The organism is Streptomyces sp. NBC_00209 (assembly GCF_045206345.1).
In the GTDB taxonomy this organism is placed as follows: domain Bacteria; phylum Actinomycetota; class Actinomycetes; order Streptomycetales; family Streptomycetaceae; genus Streptomyces.
Genome location: NZ_CP108121.1, coordinates 391,194 through 411,090, shown reverse-complemented (window position 1 = coordinate 411,090; position 19,897 = coordinate 391,194). Strand labels below are relative to the sequence as shown.

Annotated in this window: 17 protein-coding genes and 1 pseudogene; 10 read left to right on the top strand and 8 right to left on the bottom strand. The window is 72.7% G+C overall.

From position 1 onward, the window contains the following. Position 1: 1 nt before the first annotated feature. From OG867_RS01895 to OG867_RS01880, 4 genes are all read right to left on the bottom strand, one after another. Positions 2 to 976 (bottom strand): acyl-ACP desaturase, encoded by a 975-nt coding sequence (locus OG867_RS01895; protein ID WP_328903649.1) that lies wholly within the window; start codon positions 974 to 976, stop codon positions 2 to 4. Between the two features lie 172 nt (positions 977 to 1,148). Next, positions 1,149 to 2,780 (bottom strand): ATP-binding cassette domain-containing protein, encoded by a 1,632-nt coding sequence (locus OG867_RS01890; protein ID WP_328903650.1) that lies wholly within the window; start codon positions 2,778 to 2,780, stop codon positions 1,149 to 1,151. 315 nt (positions 2,781 to 3,095) lie between these two features. After that, positions 3,096 to 3,509 carry an SsgA family sporulation/cell division regulator gene (locus tag OG867_RS01885; protein WP_328903651.1) on the bottom strand — a complete coding sequence of 138 codons (414 nt, stop codon included), beginning with the start codon at positions 3,507 to 3,509 and terminating at the stop codon, positions 3,096 to 3,098. A 148-nt stretch (positions 3,510 to 3,657) separates the two neighbouring features. Then, positions 3,658 to 3,951 (bottom strand): YciI family protein, encoded by a 294-nt coding sequence (locus tag OG867_RS01880; protein WP_328903652.1) that lies wholly within the window; start codon positions 3,949 to 3,951, stop codon positions 3,658 to 3,660. 67 nt (positions 3,952 to 4,018) lie between these two features. Here OG867_RS01880 and OG867_RS01875 point away from each other — a divergent pair, with 67 nt between their 5' ends. Then, positions 4,019 to 4,681: an endonuclease V gene (locus OG867_RS01875; protein WP_406290704.1), complete on the top strand. Its 663-nt coding sequence runs from the start codon at positions 4,019 to 4,021 to the stop codon at positions 4,679 to 4,681. A gap of 6 nt (positions 4,682 to 4,687) precedes the next feature. Here OG867_RS01875 and OG867_RS01870 read toward each other — a convergent pair whose 3' ends face one another. Further along, positions 4,688 to 5,878: a saccharopine dehydrogenase family protein gene (locus OG867_RS01870; protein ID WP_406281937.1), complete on the bottom strand. Its 1,191-nt coding sequence runs from the start codon at positions 5,876 to 5,878 to the stop codon at positions 4,688 to 4,690. A 213-nt stretch (positions 5,879 to 6,091) separates the two neighbouring features. Here OG867_RS01870 and OG867_RS01865 point away from each other — a divergent pair, with 213 nt between their 5' ends. The 4 genes from OG867_RS01865 to OG867_RS01850 are packed head-to-tail and all read left to right on the top strand — an operon-like array spanning position 6,092 to position 11,875. Next, positions 6,092 to 7,243, top strand: a complete 1,152-nt coding sequence (locus tag OG867_RS01865; protein WP_328903654.1) for a CaiB/BaiF CoA-transferase family protein — start codon at positions 6,092 to 6,094, stop codon at positions 7,241 to 7,243. After that, a complete protein-coding gene (locus OG867_RS01860) occupies positions 7,243 to 8,385 on the top strand; it encodes an acyl-CoA dehydrogenase family protein (RefSeq protein ID WP_328903655.1) in 1,143 nt (380 codons plus the stop codon). Before OG867_RS01865 ends, OG867_RS01860 begins: the two co-directional genes overlap by 1 nt. A 37-nt stretch (positions 8,386 to 8,422) precedes the next feature. Continuing rightward, the gene (locus tag OG867_RS01855) at positions 8,423 to 9,637 is read left to right on the top strand and encodes an acetyl-CoA C-acetyltransferase (protein WP_406281933.1); all 1,215 of its coding nucleotides are present in this window, start codon (positions 8,423 to 8,425) and stop codon (positions 9,635 to 9,637) included. 30 nt (positions 9,638 to 9,667) lie between these two features. Then, positions 9,668 to 11,875, top strand: a complete 2,208-nt coding sequence (locus OG867_RS01850; RefSeq protein WP_406281930.1) for a 3-hydroxyacyl-CoA dehydrogenase NAD-binding domain-containing protein — start codon at positions 9,668 to 9,670, stop codon at positions 11,873 to 11,875. 55 nt (positions 11,876 to 11,930) lie between these two features. Here the strand turns inward: OG867_RS01850 and OG867_RS01845 are convergent, their stop codons facing one another. Further along, on the bottom strand, positions 11,931 to 12,662 hold the full coding sequence (locus OG867_RS01845; RefSeq protein WP_328903658.1) for a MerR family transcriptional regulator: 732 nt from the start codon (positions 12,660 to 12,662) through the stop codon (positions 11,931 to 11,933). A gap of 187 nt (positions 12,663 to 12,849) precedes the next feature. Between OG867_RS01845 and OG867_RS01840 the strand changes: the two genes are divergently transcribed. From OG867_RS01840 to OG867_RS01830, 3 genes are all read left to right on the top strand, one after another. Next, the gene (locus OG867_RS01840; protein ID WP_328903659.1) at positions 12,850 to 13,824 is read left to right on the top strand and encodes a GNAT family N-acetyltransferase; all 975 of its coding nucleotides are present in this window, start codon (positions 12,850 to 12,852) and stop codon (positions 13,822 to 13,824) included. A gap of 71 nt (positions 13,825 to 13,895) precedes the next feature. Continuing rightward, positions 13,896 to 14,507 carry a TetR/AcrR family transcriptional regulator gene (locus OG867_RS01835; RefSeq protein WP_406281927.1) on the top strand — a complete coding sequence of 204 codons (612 nt, stop codon included), beginning with the start codon at positions 13,896 to 13,898 and terminating at the stop codon, positions 14,505 to 14,507. Positions 14,508 to 14,559: 52 nt separating this feature from the next. Continuing rightward, positions 14,560 to 15,372 carry a tetratricopeptide repeat protein gene (locus tag OG867_RS01830; protein ID WP_406281924.1) on the top strand — a complete coding sequence of 271 codons (813 nt, stop codon included), beginning with the start codon at positions 14,560 to 14,562 and terminating at the stop codon, positions 15,370 to 15,372. 10 nt (positions 15,373 to 15,382) lie between these two features. On the opposite strand, the pseudogene OG867_RS01825 reads toward OG867_RS01830, so the two are convergent. Further along, positions 15,383 to 16,283: pseudogene (locus OG867_RS01825) on the bottom strand (oxygenase MpaB family protein). A 142-nt stretch (positions 16,284 to 16,425) separates the two neighbouring features. Between OG867_RS01825 and OG867_RS01820 the strand changes: the two are divergent. Then, the gene (locus OG867_RS01820) at positions 16,426 to 17,325 is read left to right on the top strand and encodes an oxygenase MpaB family protein (protein ID WP_406281921.1); all 900 of its coding nucleotides are present in this window, start codon (positions 16,426 to 16,428) and stop codon (positions 17,323 to 17,325) included. Here the strand turns inward: OG867_RS01820 and OG867_RS01815 are convergent. Continuing rightward, positions 17,288 to 18,328, bottom strand: coding sequence for a LacI family DNA-binding transcriptional regulator (locus OG867_RS01815; RefSeq protein WP_328903663.1), 1,041 nt, complete (start codon positions 18,326 to 18,328; stop codon positions 17,288 to 17,290). The genes OG867_RS01820 and OG867_RS01815 overlap by 38 nt on opposite strands. 172 nt (positions 18,329 to 18,500) lie before the next feature. Here OG867_RS01815 and OG867_RS01810 point away from each other — a divergent pair, with 172 nt between their 5' ends. Further along, positions 18,501 to 19,826: a M14 family metallocarboxypeptidase gene (locus OG867_RS01810; protein WP_406281917.1), complete on the top strand. Its 1,326-nt coding sequence runs from the start codon at positions 18,501 to 18,503 to the stop codon at positions 19,824 to 19,826. The last annotated feature ends 71 nt before the right edge of the window (positions 19,827 to 19,897 follow it).

The following is a 19,897-nucleotide window of genomic DNA, read 5'->3' as shown; positions in this document are numbered from 1 at the left end:
GTCAGCCCTGGGCGCGGGCCGCCACCCGGGCCTTCCGGGCGGCCAGCTTCTCGTCGAACTTCGCCGCCTCGGTGTCCAGGCCGTGCAGGTACAGGCCCAGCTCCTCCTGCGCCTTCAGGCCCTCCGGGCCCAGGCCGTCGATGTCGAGCACCTTCAGATAGCGCAGCACCGGCTGGATGACGTCGTCGTGGTGGATGCGCATGTTGTAGATCTCACCGATCGCCATCTGCGCGGCGGCCCGCTCGAAGCCGGGCATGCCGTGGCCGGGCATCCGGAAGTTGACGACGACGTCGCGCACGGACTGCATCGTCAGGTCGGGGGCCAGCTGGAACGCCGCGCCCAGCAGGTTGCGGTAGAAGACCATGTGCAGGTTCTCGTCGGTCGCGATGCGCGCCAGCATCCGGTCGCAGACCGGGTCGCCCGACTGGTGCCCCGTGTTGCGGTGCGAGACGCGGGTCGCCAGCTCCTGGAAGGCCACGTAGGCCACGGAGTGCAGCATCGAGTGCCGGTTGTCGGACTCGAAGCCCTCCGCCATGTGCGCCATCCGGAACTGCTCCAGCTTGTCCGGGTCGACGGCGCGCGAGGTGAGCAGGTAGTCCCGCATCACGATGCCGTGCCGGCCCTCCTCGGCCGTCCAGCGGTGCACCCAGGTGCCCCAGGCGCCGTCGCGGCCGAAGAGCGAGGCGATCTCGTGGTGGTAGCTGGGGAGGTTGTCCTCGGTGAGGAGGTTCACCACGAGCGCGATCTTGCCGATGTCGGTGACCTTGGACTGCTCGGCCTGCCACGCCTCGCCGTCCTCGAAGACGCCGGGGAAGTTGCGCCCGTCCGAGAAGGGGACGTACTCGTGCGGCATCCAGTCCTTGGCGACCTTGAGGTGCCGGTTGAGCTCCTTCTCGACCACCTCTTCCAGCGCGAACAGGAGGTGGGCATCGGTCCACGCCTGTGAACTGCCGAGGTGGGGAGAAGTGATCGTCACGGGGGCTCCTGGGGACGGGAGAACTACCTACGGACTCGTAGGTTACGAGACCGTAGGTTAAAGCGGCGGTAAGGCTCTGGCCAAGCCCGAACGGGCGAGCGTCGCTCACTCTGCGTGACCGAAGGCCGGAGGGGGTGTGCGCCGGACCGGCGCACACCCCCTCGTTCCCGCGTCAGAGCCCGGCACGTACCTCCTCGGCCGTGGTGTCCCGCAGCTCGCCGTCGAGCAGCAGCCAGCGGGTGATCCCCAGCGATTCCAGGAACGGCACGTCGTGACTGGCCACGACGAGCGCCCCCTCGTACGCCCCCAGCGCCTCGGTCAGCCGTCGTACGCTCGCCAGGTCGAGGTTGTTCGTCGGCTCGTCCAGCATCAGCAGCCGGGGCGCGGGCTCGGCCAGCAGCAGCGCGGCCAGCGCCGCCCGGAACCGCTCCCCGCCCGACAGCGTCCCCGCCGCCCGGTCCGCCCGCGCACCCCGGAAGAGGAAGTGCGCCAGCCTCGCCCTGATGTGGTTGTTGGTGGCGTCCGGGGCGAACCGCGCCACGTTCTCCACCACGCTCAGCCCGTCGTCCAGCACGTCGAGCCGCTGGGGCAGGAAGCGCAGCGGGACCTCGGTGACCGCTTCCCCGGAGACCGGTGCCAGCTCGCCGGCGAGCGTACGGAGCAGCGTGGTCTTGCCCGCCCCGTTGCGCCCCACCAGCGCGATGCGCTCCGGACCGCGCACCTCGTACCGGCCCCGCACCCGTGCCCCGTGAGCGAGTTCCAGATCGCGCAGGACCAGCACGCCCCGGCCCGGATGGACCCGGGTGTGCGGCAGTTCGACTCTGATCTCGTCGTCGTCGCGGACGGCGTCGACGGCCTCGTCCAGGCGCTCCTTGGCGTCGGCCAGCCGGCTCGTGTGCATCAGGCGCTGTTTGCCCGCCGACTCCTGGGCGGAGCGTTTGCGGGCGCTCGCGGCGATCTTCGGCACGCTGCCCTGCTCGAACAGCTTCTCGCCGTACCGTCTGCGCCGGGCCGACTTCACCTGCGATTCGACCAGTTCGCGCTTCTGCCGCTTCAGGTCGGCCTCGGCGACGCGCACCATGCGTTCGGCCGCCTCCTGCTCGACGGCCAACGCCTCCTCGTACGCGGAGAGGTTGCCGCCGTACCAGGTGACGGTGGAGTCCCGCAGGTCGGCGATCTGGTCGACGCGCTCCAGGAGTTCCCGGTCGTGGCTGACGAGGACGAGCACCCCGTGCCAGGCGTCGACCGCCGCGTACAGGCGCTGCCTGGCGTACATGTCCAGGTTGTTCGTCGGCTCGTCGAGCAGCAGCACATCGGGCCGGGCCAGCAGGAGCGCGGCCAGCCGCAGCATCACGCACTCGCCGCCCGACATCTCGCCGATCGTGCGGTCGAGCCCGATGTGGCCGAGGCCCAGTCCGTCGAGGGTGGCGCGGGCCCGCTCCTCGACGTCCCAGTCGTCGCCGACGGCGGCGAAGTGCTCCTCGCCGACGTCACCGGCCTCGATGGCGTGCAGCGCCGCACGGACCGTGTCGATCCCGAGCGCGGCGTCGACGCGCAACTCCGTGTCCAGGACCAGGTTCTGCGGCAGGTAGCCCACGTCGCCGGAGACGGTGATCCGGCCCCCGGTGGGTTCGAGTTCCCCGGCCAGCAGCCGCAGCAGGGTCGACTTTCCGGCCCCGTTGAGGCCGATGAGCCCCGTGCGGCCGGGGCCCACGGAGAGCTGGAGGCCGTCCAGGGCCCGGCCGCCGTCGGGCCAGACCAGGGAGAGCGCGGAACAGGTGATGTGGGCGGTGGGGGCAGACATGAGGAATCTCCCGGTTGCGAGGAAGGACAGGGCAACGGGACGAGACACCGGCCACTGGCATTCGACGCGTTCCGGCGGAAATTCCGGGATCGCGGAGGGAAGGCCCTGGTCGCGGAGGACGGCTCGGAGAGCTGAGGTCGCACTCGGGCGCGCGGACACGGCATAGGCCGGTCATGGCACGCGACACGGTGTCTCGGGACCTCAGACCTTCAACGGCCTGCTCCATTCAGCGACGACAAGGACACCGGAGAAGTTACGCGGGGCTCGGAGAGGGGGCAACCGAATTGACGGGCCCCGCGCGCAAGGGGCGTGGACTCAGCGGGAACCGAACAGCTCGGTCAGATTCCGGTCCAGGTCGAGGAAGCGGTGCTCGTGGCCGCCGGGCACCAGCTCCTGGGCCCGCCGCAGGAAACGCCGCAGATCCTCGGTGCGCACATGCACCATCGCGATCCCCTCGGCGGCGTGGAACTCCAGCACCGTGCGGTCGTAACCGAACGGTCTGACCCGTACGTCCCCGAGCCCGGACGGGACCTCCATCCCGGCGGCGAGCAGGTCCCGGGAGAACTGCCAGGACACCTCCGTCCCTTCCAGCGTCGCCGGCGCGGGGAACGCCATGCGTACGGCGAAGGGGTCCGCCCGGTCATAGCTCAGGACGGCGGGCAGCGTCTCCATCCGCGGCGCGGACGCCACCATGCGGGCCTGTACGGACTGTTCGATGACCGTGGACACGAACCTGCTCCCTCTCGCGACCGGACGAACGGTTCCCGGCACCCGTAAAGACGACGGAAGCCGCCGATCCGTGCATCGGGAAACGGCGTGAGCTGTATCACCGCACGCCGCTGCCTGTTCACGTGCCCCGTTACGGGCGGAGCATCCGTCAGAGCCGCTGGCGGTACGGGGCGAGCGCGTCCGACGTCTTGGTGGCGATGAACTCGGTGATCCGGTACGCGCAGACGCCCTCGACCACGAACGGATCGCTCGACGCCAGCCGCTCGATCGCCGCCCGGTCGTCCCCGACCGCGAGTATCACCCCGCCGTCCCGGGGGTTCTTGCGCCCGGAGGCGATGAACACCCCGGCCTCGTACTGCTGGTCGAGCCAGGCGACGTGCGCGTCCAGCGTCGCGTCGACGCGGTCCAGCGGGGCGGTGTAGGACAGCTCAAGTACGAACATGATCTCAGGCTACCGGCGGGGGCGTTGAGAGCACCGCCTAGGGTGGCGCACCATGACAGCGCTTCCCATGCCTTCCGACGCCGCCGAGGCCCGTGCCGTGCAGGAGACCCTGCGCGGCCGGGTGATCCTCGACGAGCCGGGCCCGCCACCAGGCACCGGCCGGGTGACCGGGGTCGACGTCGCCTACGACGACGACCGGGACATCGTGGCGGCGGCGGCCGTCGTGCTCGACGCCGCGACGCTGGAGGTGGTGGAGGAGGCGACCGCCGTCGGCCGGGTCAGCTTCCCGTACGTCCCGGGGCTGCTGGCCTTCCGCGAGATGCCGACCGTCCTGGCGGCCCTGGAGAACCTGGGCGCCGACCCCGGGCTCGTCGTCTGCGACGGGTACGGCAGGGCCCACCCCCGCCGCTTCGGCCTCGCCAGCCACCTCGGCGTCCTCACCGGGCTCCCGGTCATCGGCGTCGCCAAGAGCCCGTTCACCTTCACCCACGAACCGCCAGGACCGGAGCGCGGGGACCAGTCGCCGCTGCTGGACGGGGCGGAGGAGGTCGGCCGGGCCCTGCGCACCCGGGCGGGCACCAAACCGGTCTACGTCTCCGTCGGGCACCGCACCGGTCTGGACAACGCCGTCGCGCACACCCTCGCGCTCGCCCGGCACTTCCGGCAGCCGGAGACGACGCGCAGGGCGGACGCCCTCTGCCGCAGGGCCCTGCGCGAGGCCACCGGCTGAAGCCGCTCAGTGCACCGCCGCCACCCGGAACCGCAGCCCCGCCGCCACCAGCCGGTCCAGCAGCGCGTCGCCCATCGCGGCGGCCGTCGTGACCTGCCCCGAGGTGGCCGGCAGCTCGTCCAGCGCCAGGCACAGCGCGGACTCCGCGAGCATCTTCGCCGTCTCGTCGTACCCCGGATCGCCGCCCGACACCTCCGTGAACACCCGCCGCCCGCCGCCCTCGCCGACGAACCGCACGGTGAACCAGCTGCGCCGCCTGCGCTCCGCGTCCGGGCCCGCGCCGGGCTCGTAACGCCCCATCAGCCACTCCCGCGCGGCCGGCACCTGCGCGGCGCCGAGCAGCACGCCGAGCGCGGCGGTGGACCCGAGGGCCACGGGGAGGCGCTTGACCGAGGCGTAGTGGCGGTAGCGGAAGTCGGGGCCGTAGCGGGGCAGCGCCTTCGCCGAGCGGGCGATGACCCGCGCGTCGAGCGTCGGCAGCGGAAGCGCCCAGGTGCCGGTCTCCGGGCTGAAGCGGGGGCGGCCGAGCGGGGCGTGGACGCGGCGGCCGGCCGGCCGGGGTTCGTACAGCCGGCGCTCCTTCGCGGCGCGCGCCGTCTGGGCGCCCCGGCCCATCGCGGTGAGCGCCGAGGCGAACGTACCGCCGGAGAAGACGGCGTTGCTGCGGACGAAGCCGTCGACGCGCAGCGGCACGTCCTCCGGCAGTTGCCGGACCGTGAAGTAGGCGCCGAGGTCGTGCGGCACGGAGTCGAAACCGCAGGCGTGCACGATGCGGGCGCCGGTCTCGCGGGCCCGGGTCTCGTGCGCCACGTACATCCGGTCCACGAACTCCGGCTCGCCCGTCAGGTCCGTGTAGTCCGTCCCCGCCTCCGCGCAGGCGGCGACCAGCTGCTCGCCGTACCAGACATAGGGGCCGACGGTCGTGGCCACCACGTGCGCCGACTCGGCGAGCGCGCGCAGCGAAGCGGAGTCGGCCGCGTCCGCCTCCAGCAGGGGCAGGTCCGCGCATCGCGGATCGAGGGCGGTCAGCCGGGTGCGCAGCTTCTCCAGCTTGGCGCGGTCGCGCCCGGCGAGGGCCCAGCGGCAGCCGTCGGGGGCGTGCCGGGCCAGATACTCGGCGGTGAGCGCGCCCACGAAGCCGGTGGCGCCGAAAAGGACTACGTCATAGGGGCGTGCGGCCCCGTTCTGCCTGTTCACGAAAGCCTCCGCGGGGGACGGCACCGGATGGGGCGAGCAGAGGTTAGCGCGGCCGCCGTGGCGGTGTGCGGGCGGGAGGGGGCCATGGGGGAGTATCCATGAGGATCCGCGAAAAGAACTAAGCGCTTGCTCGGCCCAGGGGGTTGTGCGGAGCGCGGTGCGTTCTTAGCATCATCGATGTTACATCAGTTGTGTCATACCGCTGGGGGCTCGATGGCGAGTACAGGGAACGGCCCGCGCGGGCCCCTCGACGGGATCCGGGTGGTGGAGCTCGCCGGTATCGGCCCCGGCCCGTTCGCCGCGATGCTGCTGGCCGATCTGGGCGCCGACGTGGTGCGCGTCGACCGCCCCGGCGGCGCCGGACTCGGCATCGACCCGGCCCGCGACCTCACCAACCGCAACAAGCGCTCCGTGCTGGTCGACCTCAAGGCCCCGGACGGCCCGGCCGCCGTCCTGGACCTGGCCGCCCGCGCCGACGTCCTCATCGAGGGCTACCGGCCGGGCGTCGCGGAACGCCTCGGCGTGGGCCCCGACGCCTGCCTGGCCCGCAACCCGCGACTGGTCTACGGGCGGATGACCGGCTGGGGCCAGGACGGACCGCTCGCCGAGCGCGCCGGGCACGACATCGCGTACATCGCGCTCACCGGCACCCTCTCCATGATCGGCCGGCCGGACGAGCCGCCCACCGTCCCCGCCAACCTGGTCGGCGACTACGCGGGCGGCTCGCTCTACCTCGTCGTCGGCATCCTCGCCGCCCTCCAGCACGCCCGTACGCCCGGCGGCTCCGGACAGGTGGTCGACGCGGCGATCGTGGACGGCGCCGCCCACCTCGCCACGATGATCCACGGCATGCTCGCGGCCGGCGGCTGGCAGGACCGGCGCGGCGCCAACCTGCTGGACGGCGGCTGCCCGTTCTACGGCTCGTACGAGACCGCCGACGGGCAGTACATGGCGGTGGGCCCGCTGGAACAGCGGTTCTACGACGAGTTCGCGCAGCTCCTCGGTATCGCGGACACCGTCCCGGACCGGAACGACCTGGGCCGCTGGGACGAGCTGCGCGCCGCCGTCGCGGACCGGTTCCGCACCCGTACCCGCGCCGAGTGGACCGAGCTCTTCGACGGGTCGGACGCCTGTGTGGCGCCGGTCCTCTCGCTCCGTGAGGCCCCGCACCACCCGCATCTCGCCGCCCGCGGCACCTTCGTGGAGCACGGCGGACTCACCCAGCCCGCGCCCGCGCCCCGCTTCTCGGCCACACCCACGTCCGTGCGCACCGGGCCCGTCCTGCCGGGCGCGGACACCGAAGCCGTCGCCGCCGACTGGGACGTGCCCGGCCTGCGGACCACCCGGAAGGACCCCACTCCCTGATGCAGCGGCAGATCTTCACCGAAGAGCACGACGCGTTCCGCGAGACCGTGCGCACCTTCCTCGCCAAGGAGGTCCTTCCGCACTACGAGCAGTGGGAGAAGGACGGCATCGTCTCCCGCGAGGCGTGGCGCGCCGCCGGCCGGCAGGGCCTCCTCGGCCTCGCGGTGCCCGAGGAGTACGGGGGCGGCGGCACCACCGACTTCCGCTACAGCGCGGTCCTGGCCGAGGAGTTCACCCGGGCCGGCACCCCCGGAATCGCGCTCGGGCTGCACAACGACATCATCGGCCCGTACCTCACCGGCCTCGCCACCGACGAGCAGAAGCGGCGCTGGCTGCCCGGCTTCTGCAGCGGCGAGACCATCACCGCCATCGCGATGACCGAACCCGGCGCCGGCTCCGACCTCCAGGGCATCCGCACCACCGCCGAGGACAAGGGCGACCACTGGCTGCTCAACGGCTCCAAGACGTTCATCTCCAACGGCATCCTGGCCGACCTGGTGGTCGTCGTCGCGAAGACCACCCCGGAGGGCGGTGCGAAGGGCCTCTCGCTGATCGTGGTCGAGCGCGGCGCGGAGGGCTTCGAGCGCGGCCGCAACCTCGACAAGATCGGCCAGAAGTCGCAGGACACGGCCGAGCTGTTCTTCAACGACGTGCGTGTCCCCAAGGAGAACCTGCTCGGTGAGCGCGACGGCGCCTTCCTCCACCTGATGACCAACCTCGCCCAGGAACGCATGGGCATAGCCGTCGCCGGGATCGCCGCCGCCGAACACCTCCTGGAGATCACCACCGCGTACGTGAAGGAGCGCGAGGCGTTCGGCCGGCCGCTCGCCAAGCTCCAGCACATCCGCTTCGAGATCGCGGAGATGGCCACCGAGTGCGCCGTCACCCGGGCCTTCCTGGACCGCTGCATCGTGGACCACTCCGACGGCACCCTCGACGCCGTGCACGCCTCGATGGCGAAGTGGTGGGCGACCGAACTGCAGAAGCGCGTCGCGGACCGCTGCCTCCAACTCCACGGCGGCTACGGCTACATGGCGGAGTACCCGGTGGCCAGGGCATTCACCGACGGCCGCATCCAGACCATCTACGGCGGCACGACCGAGATCATGAAGGAGATCATCGGCCGCTCGCTGCTCGCCTGACCCCGCCTCCCCGGACCACCCTCGAAAGGCAGCTGTCTTGAGTACCGAAGCATTCGTCTACGACGCGATCCGCACCCCGCGCGGCCGCGGCAAGGCCAACGGCGCCCTGCACGGCACCAAGCCCATCGACCTCGTCGTCGGCCTGATCCACGAGATCCGCGCCCGCTTCCCGGGCCTGGACCCGGCCGCCGTGGACGACATCGTCCTCGGCGTGGTCAGCCCGCTCGGCGACCAGGGCTCCGACATCGCCCGGATCGCCGCCATCGCGGCCGGCCTGCCCGACACCGTCGCCGGCGTCCAGGAGAACCGCTTCTGCGCCTCGGGCCTCGAAGCCGTCAACCTGGCCGCCGCCAAGGTGCGTTCGGGCTGGGAGGACCTGGTCCTCGCGGGCGGCGTCGAGTCGATGTCCCGCGTGCCGATGGGCTCCGACGGCGGCGCCTGGGCGATGGACCCGATGACCAACTACGAGACCGGCTTCGCCCCGCAGGGCATCGGCGCCGACCTCATCGCCACCATCGAGGGCTTCTCCCGCCGCGATGTGGACGAGTACGCCGCGCTCTCCCAGGAGCGCGCCGCCGAGGCGTGGAAGGACAACCGCTTCGCCCGGTCCGTCGTCCCCGTCAAGGACCGCAACGGCCTCGTCGTCCTCGACCACGACGAGCACATGCGCCCCGGCACCACCGCCGACTCGCTGGCCGCGCTCAAGCCCTCCTTCGCGACGATCGGCGAGATGGGCGGCTTCGACGCGGTGGCGCTCCAGAAGTACCACTGGGTCGAGAAGATCGACCACGTCCACCACGCGGGCAACTCCTCCGGCATCGTGGACGGCGCCTCCCTCGTCGCCATCGGCAACCAGGGGATCGGCGAGCGCTACGGACTCACCCCGCGCGCCCGTATCGTCTCCGCCGCCGTCTCCGGCTCCGAGCCGACCATCATGCTCACCGGCCCCGCCCCCGCCAGCCGCAAGGCGCTCGCCAAGGCCGGACTGACCATCGAGGACATCGACCTCATCGAGATCAACGAAGCCTTCGCCGGGGTCGTCCTGCGCTTCGTCCGGGACATGGGCGTCTCCCTCGACAAGGTCAACGTCAACGGCGGCGCCATCGCGCTCGGCCACCCGCTGGGCGCCACCGGCGCCATGATCCTCGGCACCCTCATCGACGAGCTGGAGCGGCGGGACCAGCGCTACGGCCTCGCCACCCTGTGCGTCGGCGGCGGCATGGGCGTCGCCACCGTCATCGAGCGTCTCTGACCGTCCCCTTCCTACGGAGAAGACACACCCATGACCGAGAGCACGACCATCCGCTGGGAACAGGACGAGACCGGCGTCGTCACCCTCGTACTGGACGATCCCCACCAGTCCGCCAACACGATGAACCAGGCGTTCAAGGACTCCATCGCGGCCGTCGCCGACCGCGCCGAGGCCGAGAAGGACTCCATCCGGGGCGTCATCTACACCTCCGCCAAGAAGACCTTCTTCGCCGGCGGCGACCTCAAGGAAATGATCCGGATCGGTCCGGACAACGCGCAGCTCGCGTTCGACACCGGCACCGCCATCAAGAACTCGCTGCGCCGCATCGAGACCCTCGGCAAGCCGGTCGTCGCCGCCATCAACGGCGCGGCCCTCGGCGGCGGTTACGAGATCGCGCTCGCCTCCCACCACCGCATCGCCCTCGACGCGCCCGGCTCCCGCATCGGCCTCCCCGAGGTCACCCTCGGCCTGCTCCCCGCGGGCGGCGGCGTCACCCGCACCGTGCGCCTCATGGGCATCGCGGACGCCCTGCTCAAGGTCCTCCTCCAGGGCACCCAGTACACCCCGCGCCGCGCGCTGGAGAACGGCCTCGTCCACGAGGTCGCCGCCACGCCCGAGGAGATGCTGGACAAGGCCCGCGCCTTCATCGACGCCCACCCGGAGTCCCGGCAGCCCTGGGACGTCAAGGGCTACAAGATCCCCGGCGGTACCCCGTCGCACCCGAAGTTCGCCGCGAACCTGCCGGCCTTCCCGTCGAACCTGAAGAAGCAGATCGCGGGCGCGCCCATGCCCGCGCCGCGCAACATCCTCGCCGCCGCCGTCGAGGGCTCCCAGGTCGACTTCGAGACCGCCCTGACCATCGAGGCCCGGTACTTCACCGAGCTGGTCACCGGCCAGGTCTCCAAGAACATGATCCAGGCGTTCTTCTTCGACCTCCAGGCCGTCAACTCCGGTGCCAGCCGCCCCCAGGGCATCGAGGAGCGCCGGGTCCGCAAGGTCGCCGTCCTCGGCGCCGGGATGATGGGCGCGGGCATCGCGTACTCCTGCGCCAGGGCCGGGATCGAGGTCGTCCTCAAGGACGTCTCCGCGCAGGCCGCCGCCAAGGGCAAGGCGTACAGCGAGAAACTGCTCGACAAGGCGCTGTCCCGGGGCCGTACGACCGAGGCCGAGCGCGACGAGCTGCTGGCGCGCATCACCCCGACCGGTGACGTGGCCGACCTCGCGGGCTGCGACGCGGTCATCGAGGCCGTCTTCGAGGACACCGCGCTCAAGCACAAGGTGTTCCAGGAGATCCAGGACGTCATCGAGCCCGACGCGCTGCTCTGCTCCAACACCTCCACCCTCCCGATCACGGTCCTTGCCGAAGGCGTCTCGCGTCCCGTCGACTTCATCGGGCTGCACTTCTTCTCGCCGGTCGACAAGATGCCGCTGGTCGAGATCATCAAGGGCGAGAAGACCGGGGACGAGGCGCTGGCCCGCGCGTTCGACCTGGTCCGCCTGATCAGGAAGACCCCGATCGTCGTCAACGACTCGCGCGGCTTCTTCACCTCGCGCGTCATCGGCCAGTTCATCAACGAGGGCGTCGCCATGGTCGGCGAGGGCGTCGAGCCCGCCTCCGTCGAACAGGCCGCCGCGCAGGCCGGATACCCGGCGAAGGTGCTCTCGCTGATGGACGAGCTGACGCTCACCCTGCCGCGCAGGATCCGCAACGAGACCCGCAAGGCCGTCGAGGAGGCGGGCGGCACCTGGCCCGAGCACCCGGCGGACACCGTGATCGACCGGATGGTGGACGAGTTCGGCCGCCCCGGCCGCAGCGGTGGCGCGGGCTTCTACGAGTACGACGCGACGGGTAGGCGCACCCGCCTGTGGCCGGGCCTGCGCGAGCATTTCGGGGGTTCCGGGGGTCGCTCCCCGGATGGGCACAGCGCGAAGCGGGACACGGAGATCTCGTTCACCGACATGCAGGAGCGCATGCTCTTCTCCGAGGCGCTGGACAGCGTCCGCTGCCTGGAGGAGAACGTCCTGATCACCGTCGCCGACGCCAACATCGGCTCCATCATGGGCATCGGCTTCCCGCCGTGGACCGGCGGCGTGCTCCAGTACATCAACGGTTACGAGGGCGGCCTGCCCGGCTTCGTGGCCCGCGCCCGGGAACTCGCCGAGCGTTACGGGGACCGCTTCCTGCCGCCCGCGCTGCTGGTGGAGAAGGCGGAGAAGGGCGAGACCTTCCACGACTGACCCGGTCCGCCGAGTGCCGTACCGCCGTTCCCGGGCGGTACGGCACTCCGTGCGCTCACTCGGCGGTGAACGCCGCCCGCAGCTCCTCCTTCAGCGACCGCTGGAACGCGGTCACCAGGGCCTGGAGCACCATCGGCTGCATGTGCGCGGACAGCGACTTCATCGCCTTGACGTGCTCGGGGTCCGCCTCCCGCTCCCGGTACCGATTCCACACCTCGTCCCGGAACAACCGGGTCAGCTCCTGCGCGGCCGACCGGGTGTGCTCCAGCAGGACCGTACGGGCGGCGAGGATCGTCTCGTGCGCGATCGGCACGTCGAGCAGCTCCACGCCGAGCCGGAGCAGCCCCGGGTCCAGCCGGAAGACCCCGTCCTCGGGCGCGGCCCGCTCCAGCACCCCCAGCGCGGCCAGCCGGTCGAGGTCCTGACCGCTCAGCGACCGTCCGGCCCGCCGCTCCAGCTCCGCCCGCGAGGCGTCCTCCGGCGAGTCCGGCGCCCAGGAGGCGACCAGGGCGCGGTGGATGGCCAGATCGTGGGCGCTCAGATCGGGCGGCAGCTGCTCCAGGTACCGTTCGATCGCGGCGAGCGTCATGCCCTGGTGCTGAAGCTCCTCGATGAGCGCCAGCCGCGACAGGTGGTCGTGCCCGTAGTGCCCGACCCGGCGCGGCCCGATCACCGGGGGCGGCAGCAGCCCCCGGGTGCTGTAGAACCGCACCGTCCGCACGGTCACCCCGGCGCGAGCCGCCAGCTCGTCAACGGTGAGCCTCGGCTCCTCGGCCTCGGTCGCCATGTCCGCTCCTCGTGTCCGGTGCTCGGTGCAACAGTATTGCTGTCTCACCACTGATGTGAAAGTGCGGGCGGGCCGCTGCCGGTGCCGCCGCCCAGCATGAACAGAAACGCGGTTGACGGCCCGGCGCCTGTCGGTGACCGTGGACGACTTCGGCTGAGGCCCCGGCGGGGCATCGGGAGGGGGAGTCATGGCGGAGAGCGGGACCGGCGTGCCCGGGTACGTGCTGAGGGCGTACCGGGGCGCCGAGGACCACAGCGCGATGGCCGCCGTGCGCGCGGGCAGCGCGGAGCACGACCGGGTCGACCCCGGCTCGGTCGTGGAGGGGCTGCCGGACGCGGAGGCGATCGGCACGGCGTCCGATGCGCTCGCGGACCCGGCCCGCGACCAGGTCCTCATCGAGCACGGCGGTGCCGTCGTCGGGTACGCGGCCGTCCGGTGGTGGCGGGAGCGGGACGGGACCTGGCTGTATCTGCACCGGGGCCACCTGCTGCCCGGCCACCGGGGGCGCGGCGTCGGCTCGGCCATGCTCGCGTGGGCCGAGGGGCACGTCCGGGGGCTCGTCGCGGAGCAGGGCACGGCGGCGACAGCGGTGTTCGGTGCCAACGCCATGGCCGGGGAGCGGGAGGCCGCGCGGCTGCTGACGGACACCGGATACCGGCGCGTGTTCAGCCTGGTCGAGCTGGAACTGCCGGACCTGGGCGCGCTGCCGGACGCCGGGGAGCCGCCGCCCGGCATCCGGATCGGGCCCGTCGGGCCGGACGACTACCGCGCGGCCTGGCGGACCGTGGTCGACTCGTACCGGGACGCCGCCTTCACCGAGGAGTGGCCGTACGACCGCTTCCTGGCCACGGCGGACCCGGCCTGCTGGCGGGCCGCCTGGCAGGGCGAGGAGATGGCGGGGGTCGCCCTCTGCTCGCTCCGCGCCCGGGACCGCACGACCGGCGAGGTCGAGGAGGTGAGCGTGCGCGCCGGGTCCAGGCGGCTGGGCGTCGGGCGGGCCGTCCTGCTCGCGGGCCTGCGCAGCCTGCGCGAACACGGCGCCGCCGGCGCCCGCCTGTACACCGGGACGGCCAACCCCCACCGCTCGTACGACCTCTACGAGAGCGTCGGCTTCCGGCGCCGCAACGAGTACGTGCGCTACCGCAAGCCGCTGCCGGGCTGACGCCCCGCCTGGCACGGGGATACGAGGCGTGTCACTCTGTTGCGGGTGTGCGGGCTGACCGGGGAGGGCTCATGGGGGTACGCGGCAGGGAAGAGGCGGGGCCCGGCGCACCCACCGACGCACTGGGGGAGCAGATCCTCGATGCCGCGCGCGAGCAGTTCATGACCTTCGGGCTGCGCCGGTCCACCGTGGACGACATCGCCAGGCGCGCCGGGGTGTCCCGGGTGACCGTGTACCGGCGGATCGGCAACAAGGACAGCCTGGTGTCCGCGTGCCTGCTGCGTGAGTACCGCAGGTTCGTGGAGGAGGTGGACGAGGCCGTCGCCGCGCTGCCCACCCCCGAGGACCGGCTGGTCGAGGGCTTCGTCGCCGTGCTCCGGCACATCCGCGAACACCCGCTCATCGGCGGGCTGCTGCGCCTGGAGCCCGAGACCATGCTGCCCTTCCTCACCGTGGGGAGCGGCCCCGCCTTCCTCGCGATCCGGGGCTATCTGGCGGGCAGGCTGCGCGAGGTGCGGCGGCTGGAGGGCGGACCGGAGACCGACCCGACACCCGTCGCCGAGCTCATGGTCCGGATCACCGTCTCCTTCCTCCTCAACCCGGTCAGCTGCTTCGAGCTGGACGACGACACCCAGGTCCGCGACTTCGCCCGCCGCTGCCTGGTGCCGCTGCTCGCCGCCTGAGGCGGAGCGCCCCGGCGCGGGACACCACGCGCCCCCTCTCTAAGCTCCGGCCATGAAGTTCTTCCGATCACGCGTCAGACGTACGCAACCGTCCCCCGTCATCCGCGCCGCCGAGCTGCACCAGGCAGGCCGCTACGCCGAGGCGGAGGCGCAGGCGCGCGCCGTGGCCCGGTCACGGCCCGACGCCCGGGGAGAGCTCCTGGTGGCGCTGACCCTGGTCACCGTCGCCACCGGCGCCCAGGGCCGCCACGCCGAGGCCGTGACCGCGTACGACGAGGCGCTGTCGTTCTGCCGCGAGAGTTTCGGGCCCGATCACTTGCAGACCCTGAAACTCCGCTCCGACCGCGCCCAGCAGTTGGCTTCGCTGGGCCGCTACGCCGAGAGCGAGACGGAGACCGAGGAGATCGTCCGCGCCACGGCCGACGCCACGGACGAGGACACCCGGCTCGTCGCGGCCGCCGCCACGAACGGGCTCGCCTACGCCCTCAACGCACAGGGGCACCACGTGAGGGCCGAGGCGCTGGCCCGTGACGCGCTGACGCGGATGACCGAGACACACCGCGTCCGCCTCGTGCTGCAACTGGCCCTCGCCCGCAGCCTCAACGGCCAGGCACGCCACGGGGAGGCGCTCGCCGAGGCCACGACCGCCGGCGAACTGCACCGCGCCCTCACCGAGGGGCGGCCCGGCCCGGAGGCGGGCGCCGTGGACCTGGCCGCCGGCACCGCCCTGCTGGGCCTGGGCCGCGTCGCGGAAGCCCGCGCCCGGGCCGACGCCGGCCACGCCGCCTGCCTGGCCGCCTTCGGCCCGGACCACCACCGCACCCAGGAGGCCCGGGAGCTGCAGGCCCGCTTCGATCCCGCCTGACCGTGCGCCCTCAGCCGCGCTCGGGCCCCGGGCGGACGGCGCCCTCGTCCGGCAGCGGTTCCAGCGGCCGGCCGCGCCCAGTGCGGCCCGAGGTCGTCCAGCCGCCAGCCGAAGGGGTACGAACGCGGCCGCGGCCGGGCCGGGAGGCGGCGGGGCCTGGCCGGCATCCCGCGTACGCACCGCGCCCGCAGCCGCAGCGCCGACGATGCCGAGGTCCGCACCCACCGGGGCTGCGGACGGAAGCCCAGCGCCCTCAGCAGCGGCTCATCGAGCACCGCCAGCGCGAACCGGGCGACGAACGGCCGCAGCGGGCGCGGGTACCAGCTCGCCATCACCCGGAACGTCGCACTGGCCACCCGCCGGTCCGCCGGGTCGTACGCGAACATCCGCTCCTCGTACGCGTCGAGCAGCCGCTCGAACCCCTCGTACGTGTCGGGCACGTCCGCGATGCCCATCATCGCTCCGGTCCGCCGCCCCGCCTCCGCCGGCGCCCGCACCTCCTGCGCGCACAGCGGGCGCCAGCCGTACCGGTCGATCCACCGCTTCGGCCCCACGACCGTCGGCGCCAGGACGTACCGGAAGTCGTCGTTCCCGATGCGGTACTTGCCGTGGATGCGGTTCAGATGCCGCGCCGCCGCCCGCCCCCGCTCCGAGTCGAAGCCGTCGGCCGCCATCTCGTACCCGATCAGCACCGTGTCGTCGTACTGCTTCTGCCCGTGGCGCTCGAACTCCTGGGCGCGGTCGAGGAGCACGGAGATCCGGGGGACACCGTAATCACGCAGGAACGCCACGCTCACGCCCTGCCGGTAGTCCCACGGGAACTCGTACTGGGAGATCAGCCGAAGGATCTCGGCGCAGTCCCGCGCCGGGTCCATCCGGCGGATCTCACGCAGGCGGCTGTACCGGCCCATGGTGCGCCCTCCTGCCCGTGTCCCGGCGTCAGCGCGCCTGTTTCGGAGCGAGGTGACGGCACGTCTGTTCCGGAGAGTCAAAGTTACAAATACTATCGACTTGTTTCATCGACGCCGTCAACACCACTGCCGGGAGCACCGCATGAGCAACAGGACCGACCCCGTGCCGCCCCCGCCCGGCGGTGTGCTGTGGAGCCTGTCCGGCGATGTGCGGGCCCTGCTGATGCTGCCCGCCGCCCTCACCCTCCAGGTCGCCCACCCCGCCGTCGGCGCGGGCGTGGACGAGCACTCGGTGTTCCGTACGGACCCCTGGGGACGCGGCGAGCGCTCCCTCGGCTCGCTCCAGCTCTGGGTGTACGGAGGCGAGGAAGCCGCCGAGGAGGGGCGCAGGCTCCGCCGCCTGCACCGCACCATCCAGGGCACCGACACCCGGGGCCGCCCCTACCGCGCCCTGACCCCGGCCAACTACGCCTGGGTGCACGCCACCGGCTACCCCGTCTACCGGCACGGCGCCCGCTACCTGCTGCGCCCGCTCAGCCACGAGCAGGAGCGCGCCCTGTACGCGGAATGGCTCCAGGTCGGCCGGGTGCTCGGCATCCAGGACCGGGACATGCCGCAGACGATCGAGGAGTTCTGGCCGTACTACCACGCCATGCTGGCCGACGAGATCGAGAAGACCCCGGTCGTCGCGGAGCTCGTCGCCACCGGCACCCCCGTCCCGCCGCCGGACCGGGGACCGTGGGCGCTGCGGCTGCTGCTCAGGGCGGTGTGGCCGGTGCTGCTCCCGCCGCTCGCCCGGTTCCGCTCGTTCCTGACCGTCGGACTCATGCCGCCCGACGCCCGCGAGGCCATCGGGCTGGAGTGGACCGAAGCGCAGGAGCGCGCCCTGCGGAGGTTCTGCACGGTGGTCCGGTTGGTCGTCCCCGCCCTGCCGGAGCGCCTGCGCTACCTGCCCCGAGCCCGCCGGGCGCGGGCGGCGTACCGGGCGACGCGCGCGGGCGGGCTCAGGCCGAGACGCGGCGGACCAGCCGCGTCGGCGTGATCACCGACTCCGGACCCGCGCCCCCGTCCTCCAGCCGCTCCATCAGCAGCCGGACCATCAACCGGCCCATGCCCACCACGTCCTGACGTATCGTCGTCAGCGGCGGGTCCGTCGCCTCGGCCACCGACTCCATGTCGTCGAAGCCGACCAGCGCCACGTCCTGCGGCACCCGCCGTCCCCGCTCCCGCAACACCCGCAGCGCGCCCGAGGCCATCAGGTCGTTCGCCGCGAACACCGCGTCCACGTCCGGCCGCCGCTCCAGCAGCTCGGCCATGGCCCGGGCGCCGCCCTCCACGGTGAAGTCGCCCTCCGCGAACAGCGCCGGGTCGGCGTCCGGCAGGATGTCCGCGTAGCCGTCGATCCGGTCCAGGGCCGAGGTCTGGTCACGCGGGCCCGCGATGTGCGCGATGTTCCAGCGGCCGAGCCCGGCCAGATGCCGTACCGCCTCCCGGGCGCCGCCCCGGTTGTCGCAGTCCACGAAGGGCACCGCTTCGGTCGGCGCGCCCGGCCGGCCGGGCCTGCCGCCGTAGACCACCGGAACGCGGAAACGCCTTATGGCGGCCGGGAGTTGGTCGTCGGTGTGCAGGGAGAAGGCCAGCACCCCGTCGACATGGCCGCCGCCCAGATAGCGGCTGACCCGTTCGAAGTCGCCGCGGCCCTCCACCAGGAGCAGCACCAACTGGGCGTCGTGCGCGTTCAGTTCACGGCTGATGCCCCGGATGTGCTGGGAGAAGAACGGGTCGGAGAAGATCCGCACCTCGGGCTCGTCGATGATCACCGCCACCGCCCCGTTGCGCCGGGTCACCAGGGTGCGCGCCGCGTGGTTCGGGACGTAGCCCAGTTCCTCGACCGCCTTGCGCACCTGGTCCACGAGCGGCTGCCGGACACCCGCGCCCCCGTTCACCACCCGGGAGGCCGTCGCCCGGGAGACTCCGGCACGGGCCGCCACCGCTTCCAGCGTGGGACGTGCGTGGAGCGGGGCATCGGGGGACGGACCGGGCAAGGGACGCTCCTCTGTGGCACATCGGGTCCGGCCGGTCGGCCGGCCCCGCCAGCCTAGTCCCGGCCCAGGTGGGCCGGGACCGGCCCACCTGGGCCGGAACCTCCTGCCCGGTTCCGGACATCGCGCGTGCACGGGGCTACCGCGTGCCGCGGCGCCGCAGTACCTTCCGCCCATGCCGATCGCGCCGACGGCCGGGGGACGGCGGCTGCCCCGGCGCGGCCGTGCCCGCGATCTCGCCCTGGCGGTCGTCTCCGCCGCGCTGACCGTCCCCCTGCTCGGCGTCCCCTCGGACGCCGCCCGCACCGCCGCGCCCCGTACCGGCTTCGAGGTCTCCGGCGGAGCCCGCTGGACCCGGCAGTCCGAGGAGGCGTCCCTGCTCACGGGCCTCGCCCGGCGCGGGGACAAGGTCTCCGTGCGACGGATCGGCACCACGGCCCGGGGCCGCCCCCTGCGCCTCGTCCGGATCGGCGGCACGGACCCCGACGCGCTCACCGTGCTCCTGGTCTGCGGCCAGCACGGCGACGAACCGGCCGCGCGCGAGGCGTGCCTGACCACGGTCCGGGACCTCGCGTACGCCACCGATGCCCGCACCCGCGCCCTCCTCGCCCGGACCGAGGTCCTGGTCGTGCCCACCGCCAACCCCGACGGCCTGGCCGCGGGGACCCGGACCAACGGCGACGGCGTGGACATCAACCGCGACCACCTCGCCCTGCGGAGTCCGGAGGCCCGTGCCGTCGCCGCCGTCCTGCGCGACCACGAGCCCGATGTGATCGAGGACTTGCACGAGTACGCCGCGAACGCGCCGTACTACGACAAGGACCTGCTCGTCCTGTGGCCCCGCAACCCCAACACCGACGCACGGCTGCACGACGAGGCGCGGGCCCTGGCCCTGGACCGGGTGCGGCCCGCCGCCGGGAAGGCCGGATTCGGCACCGGTCTGTACGGCGTCTGGACCGACCCGGCCACCGGCCACCCGGTCAAGCGGACCGCCGGCGACGGCCAGGAGCGCATCCTGCGCAACCTCGCCGGCCTCACCCACGCGGTCGGACTGCTGGCCGAATCCCGCACGGACGCGCTCTCCACCGAGGAGCGCGCCGACCCCGCCCTCAACGCCCGCCGCCGCGTGACCTCCCAACGTGTGGTCCTCAAGGCGCTCTTCCGGTACGCGGACGAGCAGCGGGCGGGCATCGCCGCCGCCACCGCCGCCTCCCGCACGGCCGGGGCCGACGACCGGGGGCCCGTGTTCCTCGGAGGCTCGGACGACGAGGCCCCGGCGCCGGGCGACACCCTCACCGACCCGCCCTGCGGCTACCGCCTCACCCAGGAGCAGTTCGTCCGCGTCCGGGACGAACTCGCACTGCACGCCGTCACCTCCCGGCCGGACGGCGACGGGGTCTACGTACCCCTGCGGCAGCCGGCCCGCAAGCTGATCCCGCTGCTGCTGGACGTACGGGCCGCATATCACCTCACAAACGGTCAACCCGATACCGCTTGTTGATCCCGAAAGATCCATGTGGGGTGTGGTACTGCCTACGGAGAGCGATTTGTCCGTTTCCGTGAAAGGTGCCA